This is a genomic window from Bacillus sp. PAMC28571, from assembly GCF_014250435.1.
In the GTDB taxonomy this organism is placed as follows: Bacteria; Bacillota; Bacilli; order Bacillales; family Bacillaceae; genus Bacillus; species Bacillus safensis.
The window spans coordinates 464,710-486,795 of sequence record NZ_CP060191.1 but is presented as its reverse complement, the minus strand read 5'-3'; the positions used below and the strand labels follow the sequence as shown (position 1 = coordinate 486,795).

Genomic DNA, 22,086 nt, shown 5'->3' with positions numbered 1-22,086 from the left:
TTGACAAAAAGCCTGTAAAAATGACTAAATTTTCTGAATTATTATGTTCAATCCTGTTGATTTGTTGTACAATTCTTATACTGGAGGCTAGAAATGAGGGAGAGCTGATGTATTACTTTTCAGCGGAGCAGCAGTTTAATGCTTGGGTTGTCAGTGATTTGGTGAAACAGCTTTTTCAAAAGTGGAATCCTGAAGAAGCAAATACAAAGCCGCTTACATTGTTTGCCGAACAGCACTTTCACATCTCCATTGATTATCTCTTTTCCATCATTATTAACATTGGAGATATCGAGTCAATTGAACAAGATCCACAAGACCTGTTGTCCTCATACTTGAATATCCTTTTCCCTTTTGTGACGCGCGATATGATGAAAGCCTCCATGCAAAATGCAAACGAATATTTGTTAAAAGAACGTGATGCGGATGTGTATCAGCTGTTTGGCTGTCTCCCGCCGCTCCTCTCTGTATCTTTTCAGAAAAAGTAGTCCCTTCGATAAGATGGCGGCTGCTTTTTTATGTGGGTTTTGAAAAGACCGTATGTTTTGAACGAAAAGAAGCATCATGTTAATGTAAATCTAGGCAGTAAGTGAAAGGGAGGATTTGACATGAGTCAACAAAAGCAAATTCAATTAGCTAAACGTCCAAAAGGATTACCTACAAAAGATGTTTTTCATTTTGAAACAGTAGATATACCTGTGCCGCAAGATGGAGAGGTCTTGATTCAAACGAAATATGTTTCTGTAGATCCTTATATGAGAGGGCGAATGCAGGATACAAAATCCTATACACCTCCGTTCAAGCTAAATGAAGTGATTCAGGGCGGTGTTGTCGGAGAAGTCGTTGAGTCGAAATCGCCTCAATTTGAAAAAGGTGATTTTGTCCTTGGATTCCTTGGATGGCAAGAATATTCCACTGCCAAAGCTGAATCTCTGACTAAAATTGATCCGTCCATTGCGCCATTGTCCTATTATTTAGGGATTTTGGGCATGCCAGGGCAAACCGCTTACTTCGGCCTGCTTGCGATTGGCCAGCCAAAAGAAGGCGAGACAGTTGTCATCTCTGGAGCCGCAGGAGCTGTTGGTTCTGTTGTAGGACAAATCGCTAAGATCAAAGGCGCACACGTCGTTGGAATTGCCGGATCTGATGATAAACTCGCTTATTTAAAAGAATTGGGCTTTGATGAAACGATTAATTATAAAACAACAAATGATTTAAATGATGCCATTGAAAAAGCCTGCCCTAACGGCGTTGATGTGTACTTTGACAATGTTGGCGGCGAGATTTCAGATGCGGTGATGAATCATTTAAACCGTTTTGCACGCATTCCAGTGTGCGGCGCCATTTCTTCTTATAATATTAGCACAAGCGAGGACATCGGGCCGCGTGTGCAAACAAAACTCATCAAAACAAGCGCATTGATGCAAGGCTTCATCGTTGCCAACTATTCAGATCGTTTTGGAGAGGCAGCGAAGGATCTCGCACAATGGGTAAAAGAAGACAAACTCACATATAAAGAAACAATCATAGAAGGCTTTGACAACATTCCTGACGCATTCCTTGGACTATTCAAAGGGGAAAATGTCGGAAAACAGCTTGTCAAAATTTCATAATAAAAAAGGACCCTGCCATTTGGCGGGGTCTTTTTTTATTCCATATACATTTATTAACAACCGGTATTTTTTTTGGATTTCTTATCTTGAAAAAATAAAAGAAAAGCTAAACCAACTAGAATTGCGCTGACAATGGCATAACTTTCCAACAAAAAGGATATTTTTGTAGAAAGCAGCAAATCTGAACTATAATTCACTTCAATCAGATATATAAAGAGCAAACCTATAAAAAAAGAATACATGAAACATATAATTAATTCTTTAAATAAACCCCATAATGTCCAATTAGGTGGTTTCAATGATGATGGTTTATTCACAGAATTGAATTGTTGTTTTTCTCTTAATTTGAAATACAATTTAGTCATTAACACGATAACTAGATTAACAATAATACTGAAAATTAGAATGTTATTCAGTTTATTAATAAAACTTAGTAGTGAAAGTTGTTTTTCAATTTGTTCATGTTTATTTTCGTGGTTACTCTCCTGATTATTATCATACATTTTCTTAATAGATAATTGTGTCTTTTCATATGCTTTGGCACTTACTTTTTCTTTTAGATAAATGTATAATTCTAAATAACCTTCGAATATCTTTTCCTTTTTCACTAGCCTTTCCGGTATAGCAATAGACAAACCACTGTTCTCTATATGTATACCATTAAAGTTTAAAGTATAACTTTTATTAATAACTTTTCCAACTTTCAAATCCCAATCTTTATATTTAATTTCGTTTTTTTCATCTAAATCTATTCTCTCTAACTTTATACTATCTCCATCTTTAATTTTGTCCTCTTTCATTCCATTAATTGAAGGGAAGAACATAAGAATGGAGTCACTTTGATACTTATTTTTCAACTTATATTTACTTGTTAAACTAGTCCACTCTTTTTTATTTAAAACATAGTAGTTCACATTAGGTATTTGCGTCAGCTTCTTTTTTATCGGTAATTTTTTTATTTTATTTTCGAGGTCAATAGGTGTTTGATATGTATCATCTTTTTCACTCATATTACTAACCCAACTTTTTAAATATCGAGATAGATTTCTCTCATTTACAGATAGAGAAGTTCCAATTGTATAAGGAACCTTTTCTATATAATTTATGGTATCATCCTTCTCTAACTTTTCAACATCTCTAAATTTAAACGTGTTTGCTTTTTGATCTTCAATAACGTAATTGTTAACTAAATCATATGCTACTGTTTGTTTTGCAAAAAGACTAAAGTCCGGCTCATTTTTAAGTTTTTTAGGAGTGTTTTCTTCTACTATTAGGTTCGAAATATAATATACCGGTATAAAAATCGCCACAATAACAATAATTATTAAATTTCCTTTCCAGGAAAATGTATTATCTTCTACAAACTTCTTTGGAATATTGACACTTTCTTTACCACCATATTTCCTATTGAAGAAAGAAGTAGATTGTTTCATAATATAAATAATATCAACACAGAATAATATTATTAACCAAGATAAGATACCTAAAAAATCGACTTGAAAAAAACCATTAATAAAAATATTTGTCAAAAAGAATATAATAGCACCAAAACCTGTTAATAGAATAGCTTGGCTTAATAAATAAAATATAATCTTTTTTTTGTTAAAGCCATATGATTTAAATATTTCTTCAATTTCATTCTCTTGCTTCCTAAAATGAACACTCTTCGTATAAATTAAACTAATTAAAATTATAAATAATGAAATTATAATAAAGGAAAGTCGCAAAGTAGGGATGGATTGTTTATAAATAAATTCTTCCTCAAAAAATTTAGTATTCAGATACACATTTTCTGACTTATCAAAAAGATCATTTATAACCTTAACTGCTTCATCAAAGTCATGATATTCATTTAGCTCTATCAGTGCACTAGTGTTAAGCTGCGTTTTATTCATTAAATTATTGTTAAATATAACATTAGGATAGCTTGTTTTTCCTATTTTATAGTTATTTGGAGTTGTCCAATTTGAGGAGTAATTTTTTATAACGCCTACTATTTTATAGTATTTTTCTGAGTTGTTTATTTTTATTTTAACTTTTTCTCCAATTGCATTTCCATTAAACGCCTCTTGTAGATATGATTCAATAGTTACTTCGTTATTCCTTTCTGGATATCTTCCCTTTTCAATTATTATATGGCCCATTTCTTTAGCCTGAAAATCCATGGTACCGAAAGTTGCAGGCAATTTAGTATTGTTAAAAGAATTTGTATAGCCCATGTTTTTTATAATACCGTAATGCTTAATACTCTTTTGAGATTTTATATAATCTTCTTCATTTTGTTTAATACCATTGACCACTGCATGAAAGGCTCCATACTTATTAGTTGTATTCCTTTCCAACTTTTCAATTAATTTATTTGCTTCTGCCTCACCGAAGGTTATTATAAACATAGATAATGTCATTAAAATGATTACCGACGCTGAAAACCATTTTCTCGATAAAATTGCTTTAAAAGCTAGCTTGAATATCATTCTATGCACCTCGAATAAATAACATCATGTCAATGAAATACTATATTAGTTATAGTATAAAAACAATCATTCATACCTTATCACATTCATACTTTAAATGTAATCTCTTACATTTAAAGTATGAATATATAACTAGTTTATAAATTGAGCTTCTTGTTATTAAGCTAATAAATTATACATACAAATGAAAAGAAGCGAGAGATCTTCTCAATCAATAAATTGAGGCGAACCCATGCTTCTTTTGTTATGCCTAATATACTCACTTCTTTAGAAATTACTGTCTAATTTCTCCAGACCCATTTAGGCCAACTCCATCTTTTGTTTGAGTATGTTTCGTTACAATAACTCTATAATTTCCTTCTTGAACCTTGCCAATTGATTTTGTACTTTTATTAGGGGTTTTAAAGTTTTCAGCAATGTATTTCTTACCGAAACCAATAAAATTCTTTTTCTGAACAGCCACACTATAACGGTGTACGCTATTACTGTAATTCCCTGTGATTTTATTATATATTCTAGCATTTGAATAAATCTTTGTAGCTTTATTTTTAAGCTTATATTTTACTGGTCCTTTTACTTCTGCTCTTACTATATCGTTTTTTCCTCCTATAACAAACCTTTGGCTACTTGCTTCTCCTAGATGAGCAAAACTAAAAATAGTAACAAATCCAATTACCACAAGTGCAGTTATTTTTTTAAAATGTTTTTTCAATTTTCCTACCTCCTATATTTTATACATTTATAGATTAATACATTTTTTTCTACATATCAATATATATTCCAAAAAAATTATTTTTAACCAAAAAAAAAAAAAAAACGATTCCGAGATCATTGATCTTAAGTAATCGTTTTTTCCTGTATTTTTTTATATAGAAAAAATTCTACCTTGCTTATACACAATTTCGTCAAGCGAAAGATTCAGCTTTTTCGCCATTTTTTTCAGCATTGATTGCTCTTGAGGTGTGACAAGACTGATGACTGCGCCTTCTTTTCCTGCGCGCCCGGTTCTGCCTGAACGGTGGATGTAGCCCTCTTCATTTGGCATATCTGCATGAATCACATATGGGAGATCATCAATATCGATTCCTCTTGCTGCAATATCTGTTGCAAGGAGGAGCGGGAATTCACGCTGTTCAAATGATTTTAAAATCACAGCACGTTCAGCTTTTTTTGCTTCACTATGAAGGACACCAAGGTCGACATGATGGTACGCTAATTTCTCTGCATAAATGCTTAAGTTCGTAATGTCACGCACAAAAACGAGCGCCTGCATGTCCTCAAGCCGTGATAGCTTTTGCAGCAGTTTCACTTTGTCACGCTGATCACATAACAGATAATAGTGACCCACTTTCTGCGCTTCTTCCTCGCTTCTAGCAATTTTCAATACTTCTGGTTCAGATGTCATTTCTTTGATCAGCTGAACGGTTTCTTCTTTCAACGTTGCAGAAAAACAAAGGATTTGTCTTTCTTTTAATGTGGACTTAATGATCCCTTGGATCGTTTTCATATGCTCTGGCACAAGAAGCTGATCTGCTTCGTCTAATACAATCGTTTTGACTTCATGCATTTTCAGTTTCTTGATTTTGATTAATTCTTGTACTCGGCCCGGTGTCGCCACAACGATGTTCGGATGTTTCTTTAGTTTTTCTTGCTGCTTCTTGATGTTCGCTCCACCAATCAAGGAAACCGCTTTGATGTCTGATCCTTGTTTGAACTCTTGCACGACATCAAAGATTTGCATCACAAGCTCTCTTGAAGGTGCCAAGATTAAGACTTGGGGATGCTTGATATTGACATCAATTTTATTTAAAAGCGGCAGTACATACGCAAGTGTCTTCCCCGTCCCAGTTGGCGATTCTGCGATCACATCACGCTTCTCCGTAATCCACTCTGCTGTTTTTTCTTGTATAGCTGTTGGTTTTTCGAAGCCAGCCGCTTGAAAATTTTCCTGAATAAATGGCTTTGCTTCTTTCAAAAATGCCCAATTTTCCGTCATGTCGATCTCCTTTATCCTCATTCAATCTATCCTTTAGTATCTCAAAATCAGCTTTGAAACGCAATTTTTCTTTTGATGCTTTTATCGAGCCGGACAGTTCGATATAATCATGAGAGGCACTAGCCGTTTTGAATCTATTTGAGGTGTAAAAAATGATATTATCTGTTAAAGATTTAAGTCATGGCTTTGGCGACAGAGCCATTTTCCACGAAGTGTCCTTCCGTTTATTAAAAGGCGAGCATGTCGGCTTAATCGGCGCCAACGGTGAAGGAAAGTCAACGTTTATGAATATTATTACTGGCAAGCTGGAGCCAGATGCAGGAAAAGTCGAATGGGCGAAAAATGTCCGTGTCGGCTACCTTGATCAGCATACCGTGCTAGAAAAAGGAAGAACGATCCGTGAAGTCCTTCAGGATGCATTCCATTATTTATTTTCAATGGAAGCCGCGATGAATGACATTTATGGCAAAATGGGTGAAGCCGATCCTGATGAGCTGGAAAAGCTGTTAGAGGAAGTTGGCGTCATTCAGGACGCACTGACAAACAATGATTTCTATATCATTGATTCTAAGGTCGAGGAGATTGCAAGAGGTCTTGGCTTAACGGATCTTGGGCTGGACCGTGATGTGACGGAGCTCAGCGGCGGTCAGCGTACGAAGGTCCTGCTAGCGAAATTGCTGTTAGAGAAGCCAGAAATTCTCCTTCTCGATGAGCCGACCAACTATTTGGATGAGCAGCATATTGAATGGCTGAAGCGTTATTTACAGGAATATGAAAATGCGTTTATCCTCATTTCACATGATATTCCGTTTTTAAACAGTGTCATCAACTTGATTTATCATGTTGAAAATCAAGAGCTCACGCGCTATGTTGGTGATTATGATCAATTTAAACAAGTGTACGAAGTTAAGAAGCAGCAGCTTGAAGCAGCCTATAAAAGACAGCAGCAGGAAGTGGCTGAACTAAAGGATTTTGTCGCAAGAAACAAAGCACGTGTCAGCACAAGAAATATGGCGATGTCCCGTCAAAAGAAACTGGATAAGATGGATATGATTGAACTGGCAGCAGAAAAACCAAAACCAGAATTCCACTTTAAACCGGCACGTACGTCTGGGAAACTGATTTTTGAAACGAAAGATTTGGTCATCGGTTATGATGAACCGCTCTCTCGCCCATTGAATTTGAAAATGGAACGCGGGCAAAAAATTGCGTTGTACGGTGCTAACGGTATCGGAAAAACGACGCTGCTCCGAAGTCTTCTTGGGGAAATCACACCTATTTCTGGTGAGGTGGAACGTGGAGAATTCTTGCATATTGGCTACTTTGAGCAAGAAGTTAAAGAGCAAAACAGCAATACTTGTATTGAAGAAGTATGGAGCACCTTCCCTTCTTACACGCAATATGAAGTCAGAGCCGCTCTTGCAAAATGCGGATTAACGACAAAACATATTGAAAGCCGTGTGTCTGTATTAAGCGGAGGAGAAAAAGCAAAGGTCCGTCTTTGCAAGCTGATCAACGAAGAAACCAACTTACTTGTTCTCGATGAGCCGACAAACCATTTAGATGTCGATGCAAAAGAAGAACTAAAACGCGCGTTAAAAGAATATAAAGGCAGCGTCTTATTGATTTCTCACGAACCTGAATTTTATCAAGATGTGGCAACCGAAACTTGGAATTGCGAATCTTGGACGACAAAAGTATTATAACGACAAAAAAGCCTTATATCTTTTGCAGATATAAGGCTTTTTTCTAATTAATGACCTGCTTGGATATTCACCAAATGCTTACGTCCAAGGAGCAGAATAATCATGCCTAGAAGAACAACAGCAGCCCCGACATAATAAGGTGTACTTGCTGTATACGATTCAGCGAGAACTCCGGCAATCCAAGGAGCGATCGCGCCCCCAATAAACCGTACAGCACTGTAAGAGGATGAAGCAATTGAACGTTCAACCGGTGCTGACCCCATCACTGCTGTTGTGAGCACTGTATTGATCATACCGAGAATTCCCCCAGCAATGACAATTCCGCAGATCACGACCACAACATGAGCCGTCCATACCCCAATGCCGAATAAGATTACAGCAAACGAAGCAAACAGAACCACAAGTGAGGTCAATGTCCCAAGTTTGCGATGAATGACCGGCGCTGAGAAGACGGAGGTCACAGCCAAAAATAGCCCCCAACCAAAAAAGACATAACCAAGTCCATGCTCATCAAGATGGAGCACAAATGGTGAATACGCTAAAAGCACAAAGAAACCGAAATTGTATAAGAAAGCGGCAGATGCCATCGTTAAAAGTCCTTTATATTTTAACGCCCCGACAGCCTCGAAAAATTTCACTTTTTTCTGCGGCTTTTGCATAGGTGGAAGCATAAAGGTAATCGCTAAAAGAGCAATGAGCATTAACACGGCAACGCCAAAGAAAGGCCCGCGCCAAGAAATTGTTCCAAGCTCACCGCCAAGCAGCGGTCCAACCGATATCCCAAGACCTAATGCTGCCTCGTATAAAATAATGGCCTTCGCACTTCCTCCAACAGATACACCGACAATGACAGAGAGTGCAGTTGAAATAAATAAAGCATTCCCAATGCCCCATCCGCCTCTAAAGCCAATCAATTCATTAATCGTTGAAGAAGTACCTCCTAAAGCAGAAAAAACAATAATAAAAATGAGTCCTACTAATAATGTCCATTTCGCACCAATCCGGCTAGAAATAAAGCCGGTGAAAAACATCACAAAGCCGGTGACAAGTAAGTAGCTTGTAAATAAAAGAGACACCTGGCTTGGAGATGCATGTAATTGCGATGCAATGGCTGGCAGAATCGGATCCACGAGTCCTATTCCCATAAACGAAATCACACACGCAAAGGCAACAGCCCAAACGGCTTTTGGCTGCCTAAGCAGACTTGTACGCTGTTTCAACACTTCTTCTTCCTTCATTCCATCAGAACCTTTCCTTCAAATGTTGACAAAATAAAATAAACACGCAGAGGTGTTTATTTTTGTAATTGCTCAATTGCATGAGCCGCTCTTTCTTTCATCGCTTCAAGATCCTTTTTAAAGGATTGAATGGTTTCAAGCTTTTTTGAAATCAATTGATGCTGCACAGTCAGCTGCGCCTCAATATCTAACAGCTTCTCTAATCGTTCCTTCGGATCAAGCGACAGCAAGTAGCCTTCTTTATTCAGCTCTAGCTGCTTTCCGATTTCCATAAACGATTGAAGCTCCTGTAAAGAAAAGCCGAGTACCTCTTTTGCCTGCATGACTTTCTCTAGCTCTTCCATGTCGTCCTCTGAATAAAGTCTGACTCCGCCCTCTGTCCGCTTTGGTGCTGATAATAAACCAATCTCTTCATAGAAACGAATCGTCCGTTTTGTCAGTCCGCTTCTTTTCGCCACTTGATCAATTTTCATCCATTCCATCACCAGTGCCTCCTGCTCATCAATTCATGTTTTATTATACACCTTTATAACCTTAACGTAAACGTTAAAGTTTTAACCCTTGATTTCCTTCCTGTTTTATCGCAAAATAAATAGTAATTATTACGATTTAAAGGAGGTACTATATGCGCTCATTTCTATCTAAAGAAGAACGGCACCAGCTATTCGGATCTGTACCGCCAAGTCTTGGCACAAAGCCTTGGCAAAAAGAGAACATGACGGACATTCAAAAAACAGAGCAGGACTTTTATTTTCATCTTGAACAAGTCGGGATCTGCCGCATGTCCTATCCGGTGCATATCGTATCTAAAACAGCACCACAGCGCCAGTCAACTACAGCTGAATTTTCACTAAGTACATCCCTGCCAGCTCATCAAAAAGGCATTCATATGAGCCGGCTCACTGAACAGTTGCACTCGTTTTATGAGAGCAGCAAGCCGCTTGATGTGAATAGCCTAAAAGAATTGACAGCAGCGCTCGCCCGGGAAATGAATCAGCCCTCTGCTTCCGTTCAAGTTGCCTTTCCATGGTACATGGAAAAACAGAGCCCAGTCACCGGTCAGTCAGGCTTGATGCATGCGACTATCAAATATGACGTCCATTTTCATGAAAAGGACGGATGGACCTGTTACGTCGGCTGTGATGCACAGGTCACGACATTGTGTCCCTGTTCCAAGGAAATCAGTGAATATGGTGCACATAATCAGCGCGGATCTGTTTCCATTCAAGTAGGGTTGTTTGAACAAGCATCGCATCCTGACGACATCAAGGCCGCTCTTTTACATATCATTGAGTCCAATGCGAGCGCACCGCTTTATCCCGTGCTCAAAAGACCTGATGAAAAGAAAGTGACGGAAAAGGCTTATGAAAATCCGCGCTTTGTAGAAGATATCACAAGATTAATTGCCATCGAACTATATGAGCAGCCATGGATTAAAAGCTTTCAAATCGAGTGCCGTAATGAGGAATCCATTCACCAGCATGATGCGTATGCCAAATGCTCCTATGAAAAAAACCTGTAGATCGCTCTACAGGTTTTTTTCTTTATTCATTTAATTCCTCAATCATAAGCGACAGTTCTGTCCAGCGGTCCATTGCTTGTTCTAGTTCTTCCGCAACGGCTTTTTGTTCGTCCATCAGCTCTTGAATTTTCCCAAAATCACTGCCTGCTTCCGCAATGCCGGCTTCGAGCTGCTGATGTTTTTCTTCTAATGCCTGTATCCGGTCTTCAATCCCGTCCCATTCAAGCTGGTCTTTATAAGAAAGTTTTTTTCTCTTTTTCGGCGCAGCTTCTACTTGTTTTTCAGCAGGCTTTGTCTCTGTCCGTTTCTGCTCTTTTTCCTGTTCCATATAATCGCTGTAAGCACCTTGGAAGTGTGAAATGCGGCCATTTCCTTCAAAGACAAGCAGGCGGTGAACCACTCGGTCTAAGAAATAACGATCATGAGACACAGTGATGACGACGCCAGGGAACTGTTCTAAATAATCCTCTAAAATACTGAGGGTTTCTGTATCAAGGTCGTTCGTCGGCTCATCTAAAAAGAGAACATTCGGTTCTTCCATTAAGACCTTCAATAAATACAATCTGCGGCGTTCTCCCCCTGACAGCTTACGGATAAACGTCCGCTGCATCGATCTTGGGAAAAGGAAGCGCTCCAGCATCTGCTCTGCTGTGACAATGGCGCCCTCAGACGTCTTGACGATCTCCGCTGTTTCCTTGATATACTCAATGATGGTCAGCTCATCATTCATTTCCTTGTGATCCTGCGTGTAATAGCCAATACGAACGGTTTGTCCAATGGTCAATTGTCCAGAAGTCGGTTCGATTTTACCCGCTAGACAGTTCAGCAGAGTGGTTTTGCCGACTCCATTCGGTCCGATGAATCCGATACGATCTCCCGGCACGACTAAATCTGTAAACCGCTCCACAAGGGTCTGGCCAGCAAATGAAATCGATAAGTCTTCTGCCTCGATCACTTGTTTTCCCAAGCGGTGCGAGCCGATGGCAAAATCAAGCTCTCCCTTCTCATCAGGTCCTTTTTGATCTTTCAGCTCTTCGACTCTGCCGATACGTGCTTTCTGCTTTGTCGTTCTTGCTTTTGCCCCTCGTCTCAGCCATGCAAGCTCTCGTCTAAGCAAGTTTTGACGCTTCGTTTCTTTCACCTGAGCTTCTGCTTCCCGCTCCGCTCTTTTTTCTAAAAAGACTTCATAATTTCCTTTATACGTATAAAGCTGACCTTGATTTAACTCATAAATCCGATTGGCCACCCGGTTTAAGAAATAACGATCGTGCGTCACGAGAATGACAGCACCGCTATATTGGCTTAAATATCCTTCAAGCCATTCAATGGTGGCATTATCAAGATGGTTGGTTGGCTCATCTAAAATCAACAAACCTGCAGGCTGAATTAAATTTTTAGCAATGGCGACACGTTTTTTCTGTCCGCCTGATAATGCATGGACAGAGCGGCTCACATCTTTCACGCCAAGTTTTGTCAAAATCATTTTTGCTGAAAGGTTCGCATCCCAAGCGTCTTCCTGATCCATTCGGTTTTGCATGCGCATCAGCGCCTCTTGTTTTGCCTCATTTTGCGGGTCATGGTCTAAATCAGCGAGTGCCTGTTCATACGCCTTCATCGTTTGAATCATTGGTGCCGTTCCAGAAAAAATGTAGTCAAGAATCGTTTCAGTTCCGCTCATTTCAGGATCTTGCTCAAGAAATTCGATATCAAGTGTCCCTGCTTTCGTGATGTCACCTTCCTCAAACGATTCAAGTCCCGCGATGACTTTTAGAAGCGTTGACTTCCCTGTACCATTTGGTCCAATCAATCCGATGCGCTCCTTCGGTTCTATATGAAACGAAATATGATCAAACAGCGTTTTCTCGCCATAGGTTTTATATAATCCTTCAACATTCAATAAACTCATTTTATCAGCCCTTACATAGATTCTTCCTTTATTTTAAATCAGCCAGTAGCAGAAAACTAGTTTTAAAAAACCCGATGCTGAAAAGAATGTTTCCTTTTGATGCTCGATACACTATGAAGAGGTGATCTAAAGATGATAACCATTAGCTTATGTATGATTGTGAAAAATGAAGAGGAAGTGCTGGCGGACTGTCTTTCTTCTGTTCAAGACATTGTCGATGAGATGATTATCGTTGATACGGGATCAACAGATCAAACGAAGGAGATCGCTCATTCTTTTTCAGCAAAGGTACTGGATTTTGAATGGGTGCAGCATTTTGCAAAAGCACGCAACTTTGCTTTCTCACATGCAGCGAAAGAGTATGTTTTATGGCTCGATGCTGACGATGTTCTGCTTGAAGAAGACCGCCAAAAATTGCTTCAGCTTAAGAAAACACTTGATCCTTCGGTGGATGCTGTCTCAATGTTTTATCATGTGGGATTCGATGAAAACGGTCAAGTCAATTTCAAATATAGAAGAAATCGCCTTGTGAAGCGTTCGTTGAACTTTCAGTGGTACGGGGCCGTTCATGAGTTTCTTCAAGTGTATGGAAACATTTTCTCAGCCGATATCGCTGTCACACATCAAAAGCGCAAGAAAACAACTGCTGGTGAGCCTGGGCGCAACTTGCGAATTTATGAAGACATGCTGGCAAAAGGAGAGGATATGACACCCCGTGATCTCTTTTATTTTGCCAATGAATTAAGAGACAACGGGCAGCATGTCAGGGCGATTCGTTTTTATCATGAATTTTTAAACACAAAACAGTGCTGGATTGAGGACGAAATTCGCACATGCCAATATTTAGCGGACTGCTATTATGCGGTAGGTTTCGAGGAATCGGCCTTATCCTCATTATTACGATCCTTCTTATATGATCAGCCCCGGCCAGAGTTTTGCTGCCGGATCGGAGATCATCTAAAAATACAAAATAAACATCAGGCGGCCATCTTTTGGTATGAGCAGGCGCTGAAGGCGCCTGAAAACGAAACAGCCTTCACACTTACACAATATAAAACGTGGTATCCTCACCTTCAGCTTTGCTACTGTTATTATCAGCTCGGCGACCTGGAAAAAGCCAAAATACATCACCATGCCTCCTTCGCCCATCATCCCACTCATCCAAGTGTGCTGTACAATGAAAAAATATTTGCTGAACAGACATAGATCGTCTGTCACCACATCCGCCTTCGATTTCCCGGCGGATGTCTCTTTTTATACACTTATTCGGTTGTGACGTTTAACACTTTAGTGATTTAAAGCGTTTTTCAACCAATTGACTAAATTGTCATTTGCGCATATACTAACATTCGTCTTACGAAAAGATTTATCCATTAGGAGGTCAACATGAGTTCTTTATTTCGAAAAAAATCTCTCGACCAGCTCATGCTTGAAAGTCAAACAAAGCGGCTCAGCCGTTCGTTGAATACGTTTGATTTAATCTTGCTTGGCATTGGCTGTGTGGTCGGGACTGGAATCTTTGTCATTACGGGGGTTGCTGCGGCAAATGATGCGGGACCTGCGATTATTATATCTTTTATTTTGGCTGCGATCGCATGCGCCCTTGCTGCTTTTTGCTACGCTGAATTCTCCTCATCCATTCCTGTGTCAGGAAGCGTCTATACGTATTCCTACGCAACACTTGGGGAATTTCTCGCCTTCTTAATGGGCTGGGATCTCATGCTGGAATATGTTATTGCGCTCTCTGCTGTAGCAAGTGGATGGTCGTCCTATTTTCAATCACTGCTCAGCGGATTTGGCCTGCACATACCGAAGGCTTTATCAGCTGCACCTGGAGCCGCTGACGGGGCCGTCTTTAACCTTCCAGGCGCACTCATTATTTTGCTCATCACCTTTATCGTCTCAAGAGGCGTCAAAGAAAGCACAAAGCTGAATAACATTATTGTGCTGATCAAAATTGCCATCGTCCTGCTCTTTATCATCTCAGGCTTTGCTTACGTCAAACCTGAAAACTGGACACCGTTTATGCCAATGGGCTTCCATGGCGTGATTGCTGGAGCGGCAACTGTCTTTTTTGCTTACCTTGGATTTGATGCAATCGCTAATGCTTCTGAAGAAGTCAAAAACCCGCAAAAAGCGATGCCAATTGGAATCATCGGTGCGCTCGGTGTTTGTACGATTTTATACATCGGGGTTTCATTCGTCTTAACAGGCATGGTTCACTATACGAAGCTGAATGTCAGTGATCCTGTCGCTTTTGCTCTTCAAGTGGTTGGCCTGAATAGTGTCGCTGGCATTATATCCGCAGGTGCTATTATCGGGATTACGACAGTGTTAATTGCACTTGTCTACGCTCAGGTTCGTTTAACCTTTGCCATGAGCCGAGATGGACTTATGCCGAAAATCTTTTCAAACGTTCATCCAAAATCTAAGACACCGGTTGCCAACACTTGGCTGACAGGCGCTGTTGCGTCATGTATCGTTGGATTCGTCAACTTATCAACACTTGCTAATTTAGTCAGCATCGGTACACTTGCGGCCTTTACGGTGATCTCTATCGCTGTGATCGTACTCCGGAAAAAACATCCGAATATGAATACAGCGTTTAAAGTACCCTTTGTCCCTGTCCTTCCTATAATTAGTGCGGTCATTTGTATGATCTTGGCTTTCACACTGAAATGGGAAACATGGAGAGCCTTCCTCATCTGGATCGTCATCGGTGTTGTTGTCTATTTCACCTATGCAAGACGAAAAAGCCATCTTAATGAAACACATTAGAAAAGAGACACGGGGTTCCCGGTCTCTTTTTTTTTGCTTAAATCACGCTGTTTTTGACTGAATTTGAGTCAACCATATCTGGATCTAACACGTTTGAAATCGGAATGACAAGCGGTGAACAATCTCCATTGTCCTCACCAAAACCTTGATTCAATTTCATCGAGAGAAAATAATCAATCTGCTGATAAGGTCCTAGCGTCAGTGATGCACCCCGATCCATTGCATTGATTTTAAAAGCACCGACATTGACGACTGAGGGTGAGAATAACATCACACGTCACTTCCTTTGAATGGGTTTAGCTGCTGGCGAAAAAGAGGCAGGTGAGTCCACTTGATCTCGATCATCTACATGGCTTTTTGTACCGACAAAACCGCTGGCATCTCCAAAATTCTGTCCGTAACCCTGATTTTTTTTATCTGAGTTTTGCCACTCTGCTAACAAATTTTGTCCGACATTCACCGCCGACGCATTTTCAAAGGAATTAATTTTTAACATGAAAATATTAATATTGATATACGGAGTTGGTTGAACCACAGATAAACCTCCTTTTTATAGGTATATGCAAGCACCCATCAAGTATGTTAACGGGAGGTCTTCACATGGACTTCGAAAAAATGAAGCAGTGGATGGATATTGCCCAGCAAATGCATGGAGATGATTTTTGGAAAATGATCTTCGATGATGAGCAAAGATCCCCCTTTATGGCAAACGGTCCATCTCCATTTACATTCACACAGCAGGATCAGCGGGGATCAGATGCGTCGTTTCCTCCAATCGACATGGTGGAAACCCATGCAGAAATTCAATACTTAATTTACTTGCCTGGCTACCGAAAGGAAGATGTTCAGGTGTTATCATATGGTGAATATTTGGTTGTGAAAGGACAGCGTTTTTCCTTTTTTAACGAGCAGGACTTTCGCCAAAAGCAAGGGAAGTATGGGCCGTTTGAAAAGAAAATCCGCCTTCCAGAAATGATTCTTGGTCAAATGAATGCTGCCTTTAAAGACGGTGTACTTTACATCCGCCTGCAAAAAGATGAAGGAAAAGCAACGGCTATCATCATAGATGACGAATATTGATACTCACTGCGTCTATTTGATCACGATCATCAATTGTTTCAATTGGCAGGATCGTGATCACGCCATCAGCATTCTGTTCCCCAAAGCCATTGTTTCGTTTGATCGTACTGCAATGATTGCGAACAAACGTCGAGCCAAACGTCATAGATGATCCTGTGCCAATCGAATTCGTTTTCATATGAGCAATGTGAATCTGAGTAGGCAGCATGTGCGTCTCCCCTTTCTTGTCATCTCTATAAGTATATATCAGATAGCTTTTCCATAGACTAGAGTAAGGCGGAAGAAAAGGTTGTGGTCTACTTGAAACATTTCATTCAATCACTCTTAAAAAAAACTGAATCCAATCCATCCCCATCTGTCATTGAGCTAGAAAAAAGGCTCGCCGCTCTTGAGCAAAAAATGTCTGCACCAGCTGCTCCTGTCTCAGAGGATACACACATCCATATTGAATCCCTGCGCGTGGACAAAATTGATTATCATTTAGAATTTGGGGAGCTTTCTATTGACCAGCTTCAAGGCAGGCTCAATATTGGGGCAACCTATTACACGCCAAAGGACACATGCATCAAAAAATCCGCACAAACACCGAAGCCAAAAGAAACAAAAACACCGGTTGTCTCGATTCGATCAAAGCCTTCATCTTCTTAAAGCGCTCAGCTTTTCAGCACGACCGGCAGCCAGAAATAGACCGCAAGAACAATCACCACAATACTGATGATATTTAACCAAAAACCCGCCCTGACCATATCAGATATTTTCAGCACGTCCGCACTAAAGACAGCGGCGTTTGGCGGTGTGGAAATCGGCAGCATAAACGCACAGGAGGAAGCCAAAGCAGCCGCGGCCATTAACCCATATGGCTCGATTCCAATCGCAAGACCAAGCCCTACCGTTATCGGAATAATCATATTGGCGACAGCCGTATTAGACATAATTTCAGTCATAAACAGAATCGCTCCCGTTAAAATAATCAACAGCATGATATACGAAAGCCCGTTTAAATGCTGTAAATTTTCTCCGATCCATCCTGTTAGATTGGTTTCTGCAAATCCCGTAGCGAGCGAAAGCCCTCCTCCAAACAAAAGCAAAAGCCCCCACGGCAGTTCTTTCATATCCTGCCATTCTAATATTCTCTCTCCATTTGTTGCTGGGATGAGAAATAACAGCATGGCACCGAAAATGGCGATAGACGTATCAGATACGGTCACCCCTCCAAACAAAAAGAGCTTAAAAATCCATAAGAACGCCGTCATGAGAAAAACAACAAATACCCATTTTTCCTCTCTTTTCATTTTTCCTAAATCCTCTAATCCCTTTTGAATGAACGCTGCACTCATTTCACCTTTGTGTTCTACCTTGAACTGTACCCTCGTCAAATACAAAAATAAGAGAATAAGCAAAATCATCGCAACAGGAAAACCAAACAAAAACCATTCGAAAAACATAATCTCTCGATCTAGCAGTTTTTTTGACATCGCAGCAAACACCGCATTCGGCACAGACCCGACAAGTGTCGCCAAACCTCCAATTGACGCAGAATACGCTACCGACAATAAAATGCTTTTACTAAATCGATCAAGAGATGGACCAGATAAGATTTCATTTGTCTTGACCTCTTTAATCACTGCAAGGGCCACTGGCAGCATCATGAGTGCTGTCGCTGCATTCGAAATCCACATAGATAAAAATGCAGTCGCAATCATGACACCTAAGACAATGCGGTCACTTCTTGTGCCAATCACCCTTAAAATGTGTAAAGCCATTCTTCTATGTAATTTCCATTTTTCAATGGCAATTGCGATCATAAATCCTCCCATGTACATAAAGACGATCGGATCTCCATAAGACCTTGATGCCTGTTCCATAGAAAGCCCGCCAAGTGTCGGCAGCAAGATGATGGGCAATAAAGATGTAGCAGGAATGGGCAGTGCTTCAGTCACCCACCATGTGGCCGTCCAAGCCGTAATACCCAAGACTACCCTCGCAGCATAGGTCAATTCATCTTCAGGTATGAGAAAAAGAACGAGCAAAAAGAGTGTCGGTCCAAGAACAAGTCCAATCAAATTCACCTTTTTATAAACGATAACAATTCCCCCCTATTGAAAGCGCTTGTCATATTTTTTCTAACATTCGATGATCTTTTAAGAAATCCTTTAAATCATAAGAAAAAATGAAGATATCTTTCATGATGAATAGCTGTTATTTTACTCCCGTTACCCAAACCATGACATGATCCCTTGGTCTATTTTCATAGGAGAAACTATACAAATCACGACCAATCACTGTAAAATATAGAGGATCTAATCAAAAAATTGAGGTGTTTTCATTGTATACGGATCAAAAAAAATCATTTTGGAAACAGAAAAAAGTCATCATCCCTCTCCTTAGCATCATCGTCGTTGCTGCTGCTTTCTTTTTATTAAAAGATACTCTTTTCTCAAAAGAAAAAGAGGCTTTAAAAGCCGCTCAAAGCTTTACGAAACATATGGAGAAGAAAGACTTTACGAAGCTGGCAGATGAGGTGACAAGTGCATCTTTGAAAGCCAATGACTTTTCAAAAAAACAACTAGCCGAAAAATACGACAATATTTTCAACGGTATTGGTGCTTATGACCTGAACATATCAAAGCTCAACGTTGAAAAACAGGACAAAGGAAATGGGTATCAATTTTCCTATGATGTAACGATGAAAACGTCTCTTGGCAAGCTGCACAAGCTGTCTTACAAGGGCGTTCTTTCCGAAGAAGATGACAAGTGGAAAGTGGACTGGAAACCAAATCTCATCTTCCCGCAAATGGAAAAAGGAGATACCATCAAGGTCAAATCTGACCCTGCTGTCCGCGGAAACATTGTCGACCGAAAAGGACGTACGCTCGCAGAAACAACTGGTGGAAACGCACTTGGCATCATCCCAGGTAAGCTCGGAACAGGAGAAGAAAAAGAACGCAATATCAAAAAGATCAGCAAAGCTTTTGATATAGAGGAAGAACTAATCAACAATCAGTTGAAACAAGCATGGGTCACAGACGACACGTTTGTCCCGCTCAAATCGATGTTAAAACAAAAGCCAATTCCAAAGGACGTAAATGGCGTTACCTATCAAACGAAGGAAATGCGCTACTATCCATATAACAAAGCCGCCGCTCATCTCACCGGATATGTCGGAAAAGCAAATGCGGATGATATCAAAAGAAATCCAGCATTAAAGGCGGATCAAATCATCGGCAAAACCGGCCTTGAATTCACATTTGACAAAAACTTACGGGGACAAGATGGCGGAAGCATTCTCATCGTCCATGATGAAACAGGCATTGAAGAAACATTACAAAAATCAGCTCGAAAAGATGGAAAAACAGTGAAGCTGACGATTGATGCTTCTTTACAGAAAAAAGCCTATGATCAGCTGAAAGGTGAAAAAGGGGCCGTCACAATCATGAATCCATCAACAGGTGATCTATTAGCGCTTGTCAGCGCCCCTTCCTACGATGTCAATCTCATGACAAACGGGATTACACCTAAGCAATATCAGGCATACAGTGAAAATCCAGACCTTCCATTCCAAGCTCGATATGCGAGCCGGTATGCACCAGGATCCACATTCAAAACCATTACAGCCGCCATTGGGCTGGAAACAGGTGTCACAAAGCCTGACAAAGTGCGCACCATTCACGGACTGAAATGGCAAAAGGATCAATCCTGGGGAAATTATCGCATCACACGTGTTCACGATAAAGAAAAAGTAAATATGGTCGATGCCCTTGTGTACTCAGACAATATTTATTTTGGACAGGAAGCACTCGAAATCGGCAAAGACACTTACGAGAAAAAAGTGAAAGCATTTGGGTTTGGCGAAGACTTACACATGCCATTTACAATGAAGCCTGCACAAGTATCGAACGATGGTATTCAATCGGATATCTTACTGGCTGACTCGGCGTATGGCCAAGGCGAATTACTCATGTCACCGATTGAACAAGTACATGCCTATTCTCCATTTGCTACAGGAGGCAAGCTTGTCTACCCTCGAGTGATTCAAGATGAAAAAACAGCATCACCAAAACAAATCATCAAAGAAGGCTCGGCAAACACAGTGAAAGACGCATTGACTAAGGTCGTGACCAGTCCAAACGGAACAGCCCACTCCTTACAAATCGAAGGAGCGGATATTGCCGCTAAAACGGGAACGGCAGAATTAAAAAGCAAACAAGGTGCAACAGACGGCACTGAAAATGGATTTTTACTTGCGTTTAATCCTAAAAAAGAAGATTACGTCCTCGTCGGCATGATCGAAGGGGTGAAAAACCGCGGCGGCAGCGGACTCGTCGTTCAAAAAATGAAGCCTGTCATTGCTTCTTTTTACAAATAACTCTTTAGAGACACAAGCTCAATCAAATGCTTGTGTCTCTTTTTTTCTAAATCATGACAATTTGCTATTGTTTTATAGTTCACCTTATGAATAAAATGAGAAGAATGAAAAAATCAGAAAACAGATAAATGAAGGGAGGAAGTCTCATTGGCCATTGCTGCTCGTACAAAGGATAAACCTCAACATTCTGTTACCGGCTCAACGGTTTATCCCATCTTATTGATTATTGGTATTTGTCATATGCTGAACGACACATTACAAGCCGTTATTCCTGCGATGTTCCCTATTTTGGAACGCTCAATGGGGCTGACCTTTACACAATTAGGGCTGATTGCTTTTACATTAAATATGGTCTCCTCCGTGATGCAGCCAGCTATTGGGTGGTACACAGATAAACGGCCGATGCCTTATGCACTTCCGATTGCTTTATTTTCAAGTGCTGTCGGTATATTCGGACTCGCGTTTGCTCCGTCGTTTGCCACCATTCTGCTTTGCGTTGTCTTCATCGGACTCGGCTCTGCGATCTTCCATCCAGAGGGCTCCCGTGTTGCCAACATGGCAGCCGGTTCAAGACGAGGTCTTGCCCAGTCCATCTATCAAGTAGGCGGGAATACAGGTCAAGCCTTTGCTCCGCTTATCGCTGCATTAATGCTCGTCCCGCTCGGTCAGACAGGCGTGGCTTGGTTTACGATTGTTGGAATGTTGGCGGTTGGTTTCCTTCTTTATATTTCAAGATGGTACGCAGGAAGGCTTCAAACCATTCGGGCCCAAGCGAAAAAAACACCTGCAAAAGCTGCTAGATCTGATATTCATCGTAAATCAGCACTCATTGCACTTGGCATTATCGTCTTTCTCATCTTCGCCCGCTCTTGGTATGGAAATGCCATTTCGAATTTCTATGCATTTTATGCGATTGAACAATACGGTTTGACGATTAAAGAATCACAGACTTATATCTTCTTATTTCTTATTCTAGGTGCAATTGGGACATTTTTAGGCGGGCCGCTTGCAGACCGCTTTGGCAAGAAAAACGTCATTTTAGTTTCCTTATTGGCATCCTTCCCGCTTGCCCTGCTGCTGCCATTTGCCGGACCGGTTTTTGCTTATGTTTTACTCGGGCTGATTGGGCTCATTTTGACATCAAGCTTCTCTGTCACCGTGGTTTATGCCCAAGAACTATTTCCCGGGAAAATTGGCACAATGTCTGGTTTAACTGTTGGGCTTGCGTTTGGTATGGGCGCAATCGGATCGGTTGCCCTCGGCTCATTCATTGATGCCTTTGGCTTAACGCCTACCATGATCGGTGTTGCCTTTTTACCGATATTAGGCATCCTAGCCTTCTTACTTCCTAGCGACCAAACCATCTCCAAATGGAATGAATCATAAAAAGAAAACCGCTCAATAATGAGC

General features: G+C 40.5%; 20 protein-coding genes. 10 read left to right on the top strand and 10 right to left on the bottom strand.

Translation table 11 applies throughout. The features are described from left to right. The first annotated feature begins 107 nt into the window (after positions 1–107). Both H7F25_RS02070 and H7F25_RS02065 read left to right on the top strand, forming a co-directional pair. Positions 108–485, top strand: a complete 378-nt coding sequence (locus H7F25_RS02070; RefSeq protein WP_024424591.1) for a YfmB family protein — start codon at positions 108–110, stop codon at positions 483–485. Between the two features lie 120 nt (positions 486–605). Further along, positions 606–1,610 carry an NADP-dependent oxidoreductase gene (locus H7F25_RS02065; RefSeq protein ID WP_044335996.1) on the top strand — a complete coding sequence of 335 codons (1,005 nt, stop codon included), beginning with the start codon at positions 606–608 and terminating at the stop codon, positions 1,608–1,610. Positions 1,611–1,663: 53 nt separating this feature from the next. Here H7F25_RS02065 and H7F25_RS02060 read toward each other — a convergent pair whose 3' ends face one another. The 3 genes from H7F25_RS02060 to H7F25_RS02050 all read right to left on the bottom strand — a co-directional run bounded on the left by H7F25_RS02060 (position 1,664) and on the right by H7F25_RS02050 (position 6,080). Then, on the bottom strand, positions 1,664–4,084 hold the full coding sequence (locus H7F25_RS02060; protein WP_185854175.1) for an ABC transporter permease: 2,421 nt from the start codon (positions 4,082–4,084) through the stop codon (positions 1,664–1,666). A 274-nt stretch (positions 4,085–4,358) separates the two neighbouring features. Continuing rightward, positions 4,359–4,796 carry a hypothetical protein gene (locus H7F25_RS02055; RefSeq protein WP_039177079.1) on the bottom strand — a complete coding sequence of 146 codons (438 nt, stop codon included), beginning with the start codon at positions 4,794–4,796 and terminating at the stop codon, positions 4,359–4,361. A gap of 153 nt (positions 4,797–4,949) precedes the next feature. Continuing rightward, a complete protein-coding gene (locus H7F25_RS02050) occupies positions 4,950–6,080 on the bottom strand; it encodes a DEAD/DEAH box helicase (RefSeq protein WP_149125888.1) in 1,131 nt (376 codons plus the stop codon). A gap of 152 nt (positions 6,081–6,232) precedes the next feature. On the opposite strand from H7F25_RS02050, the gene H7F25_RS02045 reads away from it, so the two are divergent. Continuing rightward, positions 6,233–7,786: an ABC-F family ATP-binding cassette domain-containing protein gene (locus tag H7F25_RS02045; protein WP_024426645.1), complete on the top strand. Its 1,554-nt coding sequence runs from the start codon at positions 6,233–6,235 to the stop codon at positions 7,784–7,786. 47 nt (positions 7,787–7,833) lie between these two features. On the opposite strand, the gene H7F25_RS02040 is transcribed toward H7F25_RS02045, so the two are convergent. Together H7F25_RS02040 and H7F25_RS02035 are read right to left on the bottom strand one after the other, a co-directional pair. After that, positions 7,834–9,024: an MFS transporter gene (locus tag H7F25_RS02040; RefSeq protein WP_044335033.1), complete on the bottom strand. Its 1,191-nt coding sequence runs from the start codon at positions 9,022–9,024 to the stop codon at positions 7,834–7,836. Positions 9,025–9,080: 56 nt separating this feature from the next. Continuing rightward, positions 9,081–9,506 (bottom strand): MerR family transcriptional regulator, encoded by a 426-nt coding sequence (locus tag H7F25_RS02035; protein WP_024424586.1) that lies wholly within the window; start codon positions 9,504–9,506, stop codon positions 9,081–9,083. Between the two features lie 143 nt (positions 9,507–9,649). Here H7F25_RS02035 and folE2 point away from each other — a divergent pair, with 143 nt between their 5' ends. Then, positions 9,650–10,546: a GTP cyclohydrolase FolE2 gene (gene folE2 / locus H7F25_RS02030; protein ID WP_185854174.1), complete on the top strand. Its 897-nt coding sequence runs from the start codon at positions 9,650–9,652 to the stop codon at positions 10,544–10,546. 22 nt (positions 10,547–10,568) lie between these two features. Here folE2 and H7F25_RS02025 read toward each other — a convergent pair whose 3' ends face one another. After that, positions 10,569–12,452: an ABC-F family ATP-binding cassette domain-containing protein gene (locus tag H7F25_RS02025; RefSeq protein ID WP_185854173.1), complete on the bottom strand. Its 1,884-nt coding sequence runs from the start codon at positions 12,450–12,452 to the stop codon at positions 10,569–10,571. A 132-nt stretch (positions 12,453–12,584) separates the two neighbouring features. On the opposite strand from H7F25_RS02025, the gene H7F25_RS02020 reads away from it, so the two are divergent. Next, entirely contained in the window at positions 12,585–13,658 is a 1,074-nt protein-coding gene (locus tag H7F25_RS02020; RefSeq protein WP_185854172.1) for a tetratricopeptide repeat-containing glycosyltransferase family 2 protein, read from the top strand. 180 nt (positions 13,659–13,838) lie between these two features. After that, positions 13,839–15,230 (top strand): branched-chain amino acid transporter BcaP, encoded by a 1,392-nt coding sequence (locus H7F25_RS02015; RefSeq protein WP_025092665.1) that lies wholly within the window; start codon positions 13,839–13,841, stop codon positions 15,228–15,230. A gap of 37 nt (positions 15,231–15,267) precedes the next feature. Here H7F25_RS02015 and H7F25_RS02010 read toward each other — a convergent pair whose 3' ends face one another. Further along, positions 15,268–15,501: a hypothetical protein gene (locus tag H7F25_RS02010; protein WP_185854171.1), complete on the bottom strand. Its 234-nt coding sequence runs from the start codon at positions 15,499–15,501 to the stop codon at positions 15,268–15,270. Positions 15,502–15,507: 6 nt separating this feature from the next. Beyond that, positions 15,508–15,765, bottom strand: a complete 258-nt coding sequence (locus H7F25_RS02005) for a hypothetical protein (protein WP_003213975.1) — start codon at positions 15,763–15,765, stop codon at positions 15,508–15,510. 65 nt (positions 15,766–15,830) lie between these two features. On the opposite strand from H7F25_RS02005, the gene H7F25_RS02000 reads away from it, so the two are divergent. After that, the gene (locus H7F25_RS02000) at positions 15,831–16,310 is read left to right on the top strand and encodes an Hsp20/alpha crystallin family protein (RefSeq protein WP_024424582.1); all 480 of its coding nucleotides are present in this window, start codon (positions 15,831–15,833) and stop codon (positions 16,308–16,310) included. Here H7F25_RS02000 and H7F25_RS01995 read toward each other — a convergent pair. Beyond that, on the bottom strand, positions 16,291–16,518 hold the full coding sequence (locus H7F25_RS01995) for a hypothetical protein (RefSeq protein WP_039177063.1): 228 nt from the start codon (positions 16,516–16,518) through the stop codon (positions 16,291–16,293). The two genes, H7F25_RS02000 and H7F25_RS01995, sit on opposite strands and share 20 nt — an antisense overlap. Positions 16,519–16,601: 83 nt before the next feature. Here H7F25_RS01995 and H7F25_RS01990 point away from each other — a divergent pair, with 83 nt between their 5' ends. Continuing rightward, the gene (locus H7F25_RS01990) at positions 16,602–16,958 is read left to right on the top strand and encodes a hypothetical protein (RefSeq protein ID WP_103132308.1); all 357 of its coding nucleotides are present in this window, start codon (positions 16,602–16,604) and stop codon (positions 16,956–16,958) included. 5 nt (positions 16,959–16,963) lie between these two features. Here the strand turns inward: H7F25_RS01990 and H7F25_RS01985 are convergent, their stop codons facing one another. Continuing rightward, positions 16,964–18,379: an SLC13 family permease gene (locus H7F25_RS01985; RefSeq protein ID WP_172881029.1), complete on the bottom strand. Its 1,416-nt coding sequence runs from the start codon at positions 18,377–18,379 to the stop codon at positions 16,964–16,966. A 257-nt stretch (positions 18,380–18,636) separates the two neighbouring features. Here H7F25_RS01985 and H7F25_RS01980 point away from each other — a divergent pair, with 257 nt between their 5' ends. After that, on the top strand, positions 18,637–20,676 hold the full coding sequence (locus H7F25_RS01980; protein ID WP_185854170.1) for a penicillin-binding protein PBP4(5): 2,040 nt from the start codon (positions 18,637–18,639) through the stop codon (positions 20,674–20,676). A gap of 147 nt (positions 20,677–20,823) precedes the next feature. Next, a complete protein-coding gene (locus tag H7F25_RS01975; protein ID WP_044335011.1) occupies positions 20,824–22,062 on the top strand; it encodes an MFS transporter in 1,239 nt (412 codons plus the stop codon). Positions 22,063–22,086: the final 24 nt, after the last annotated feature.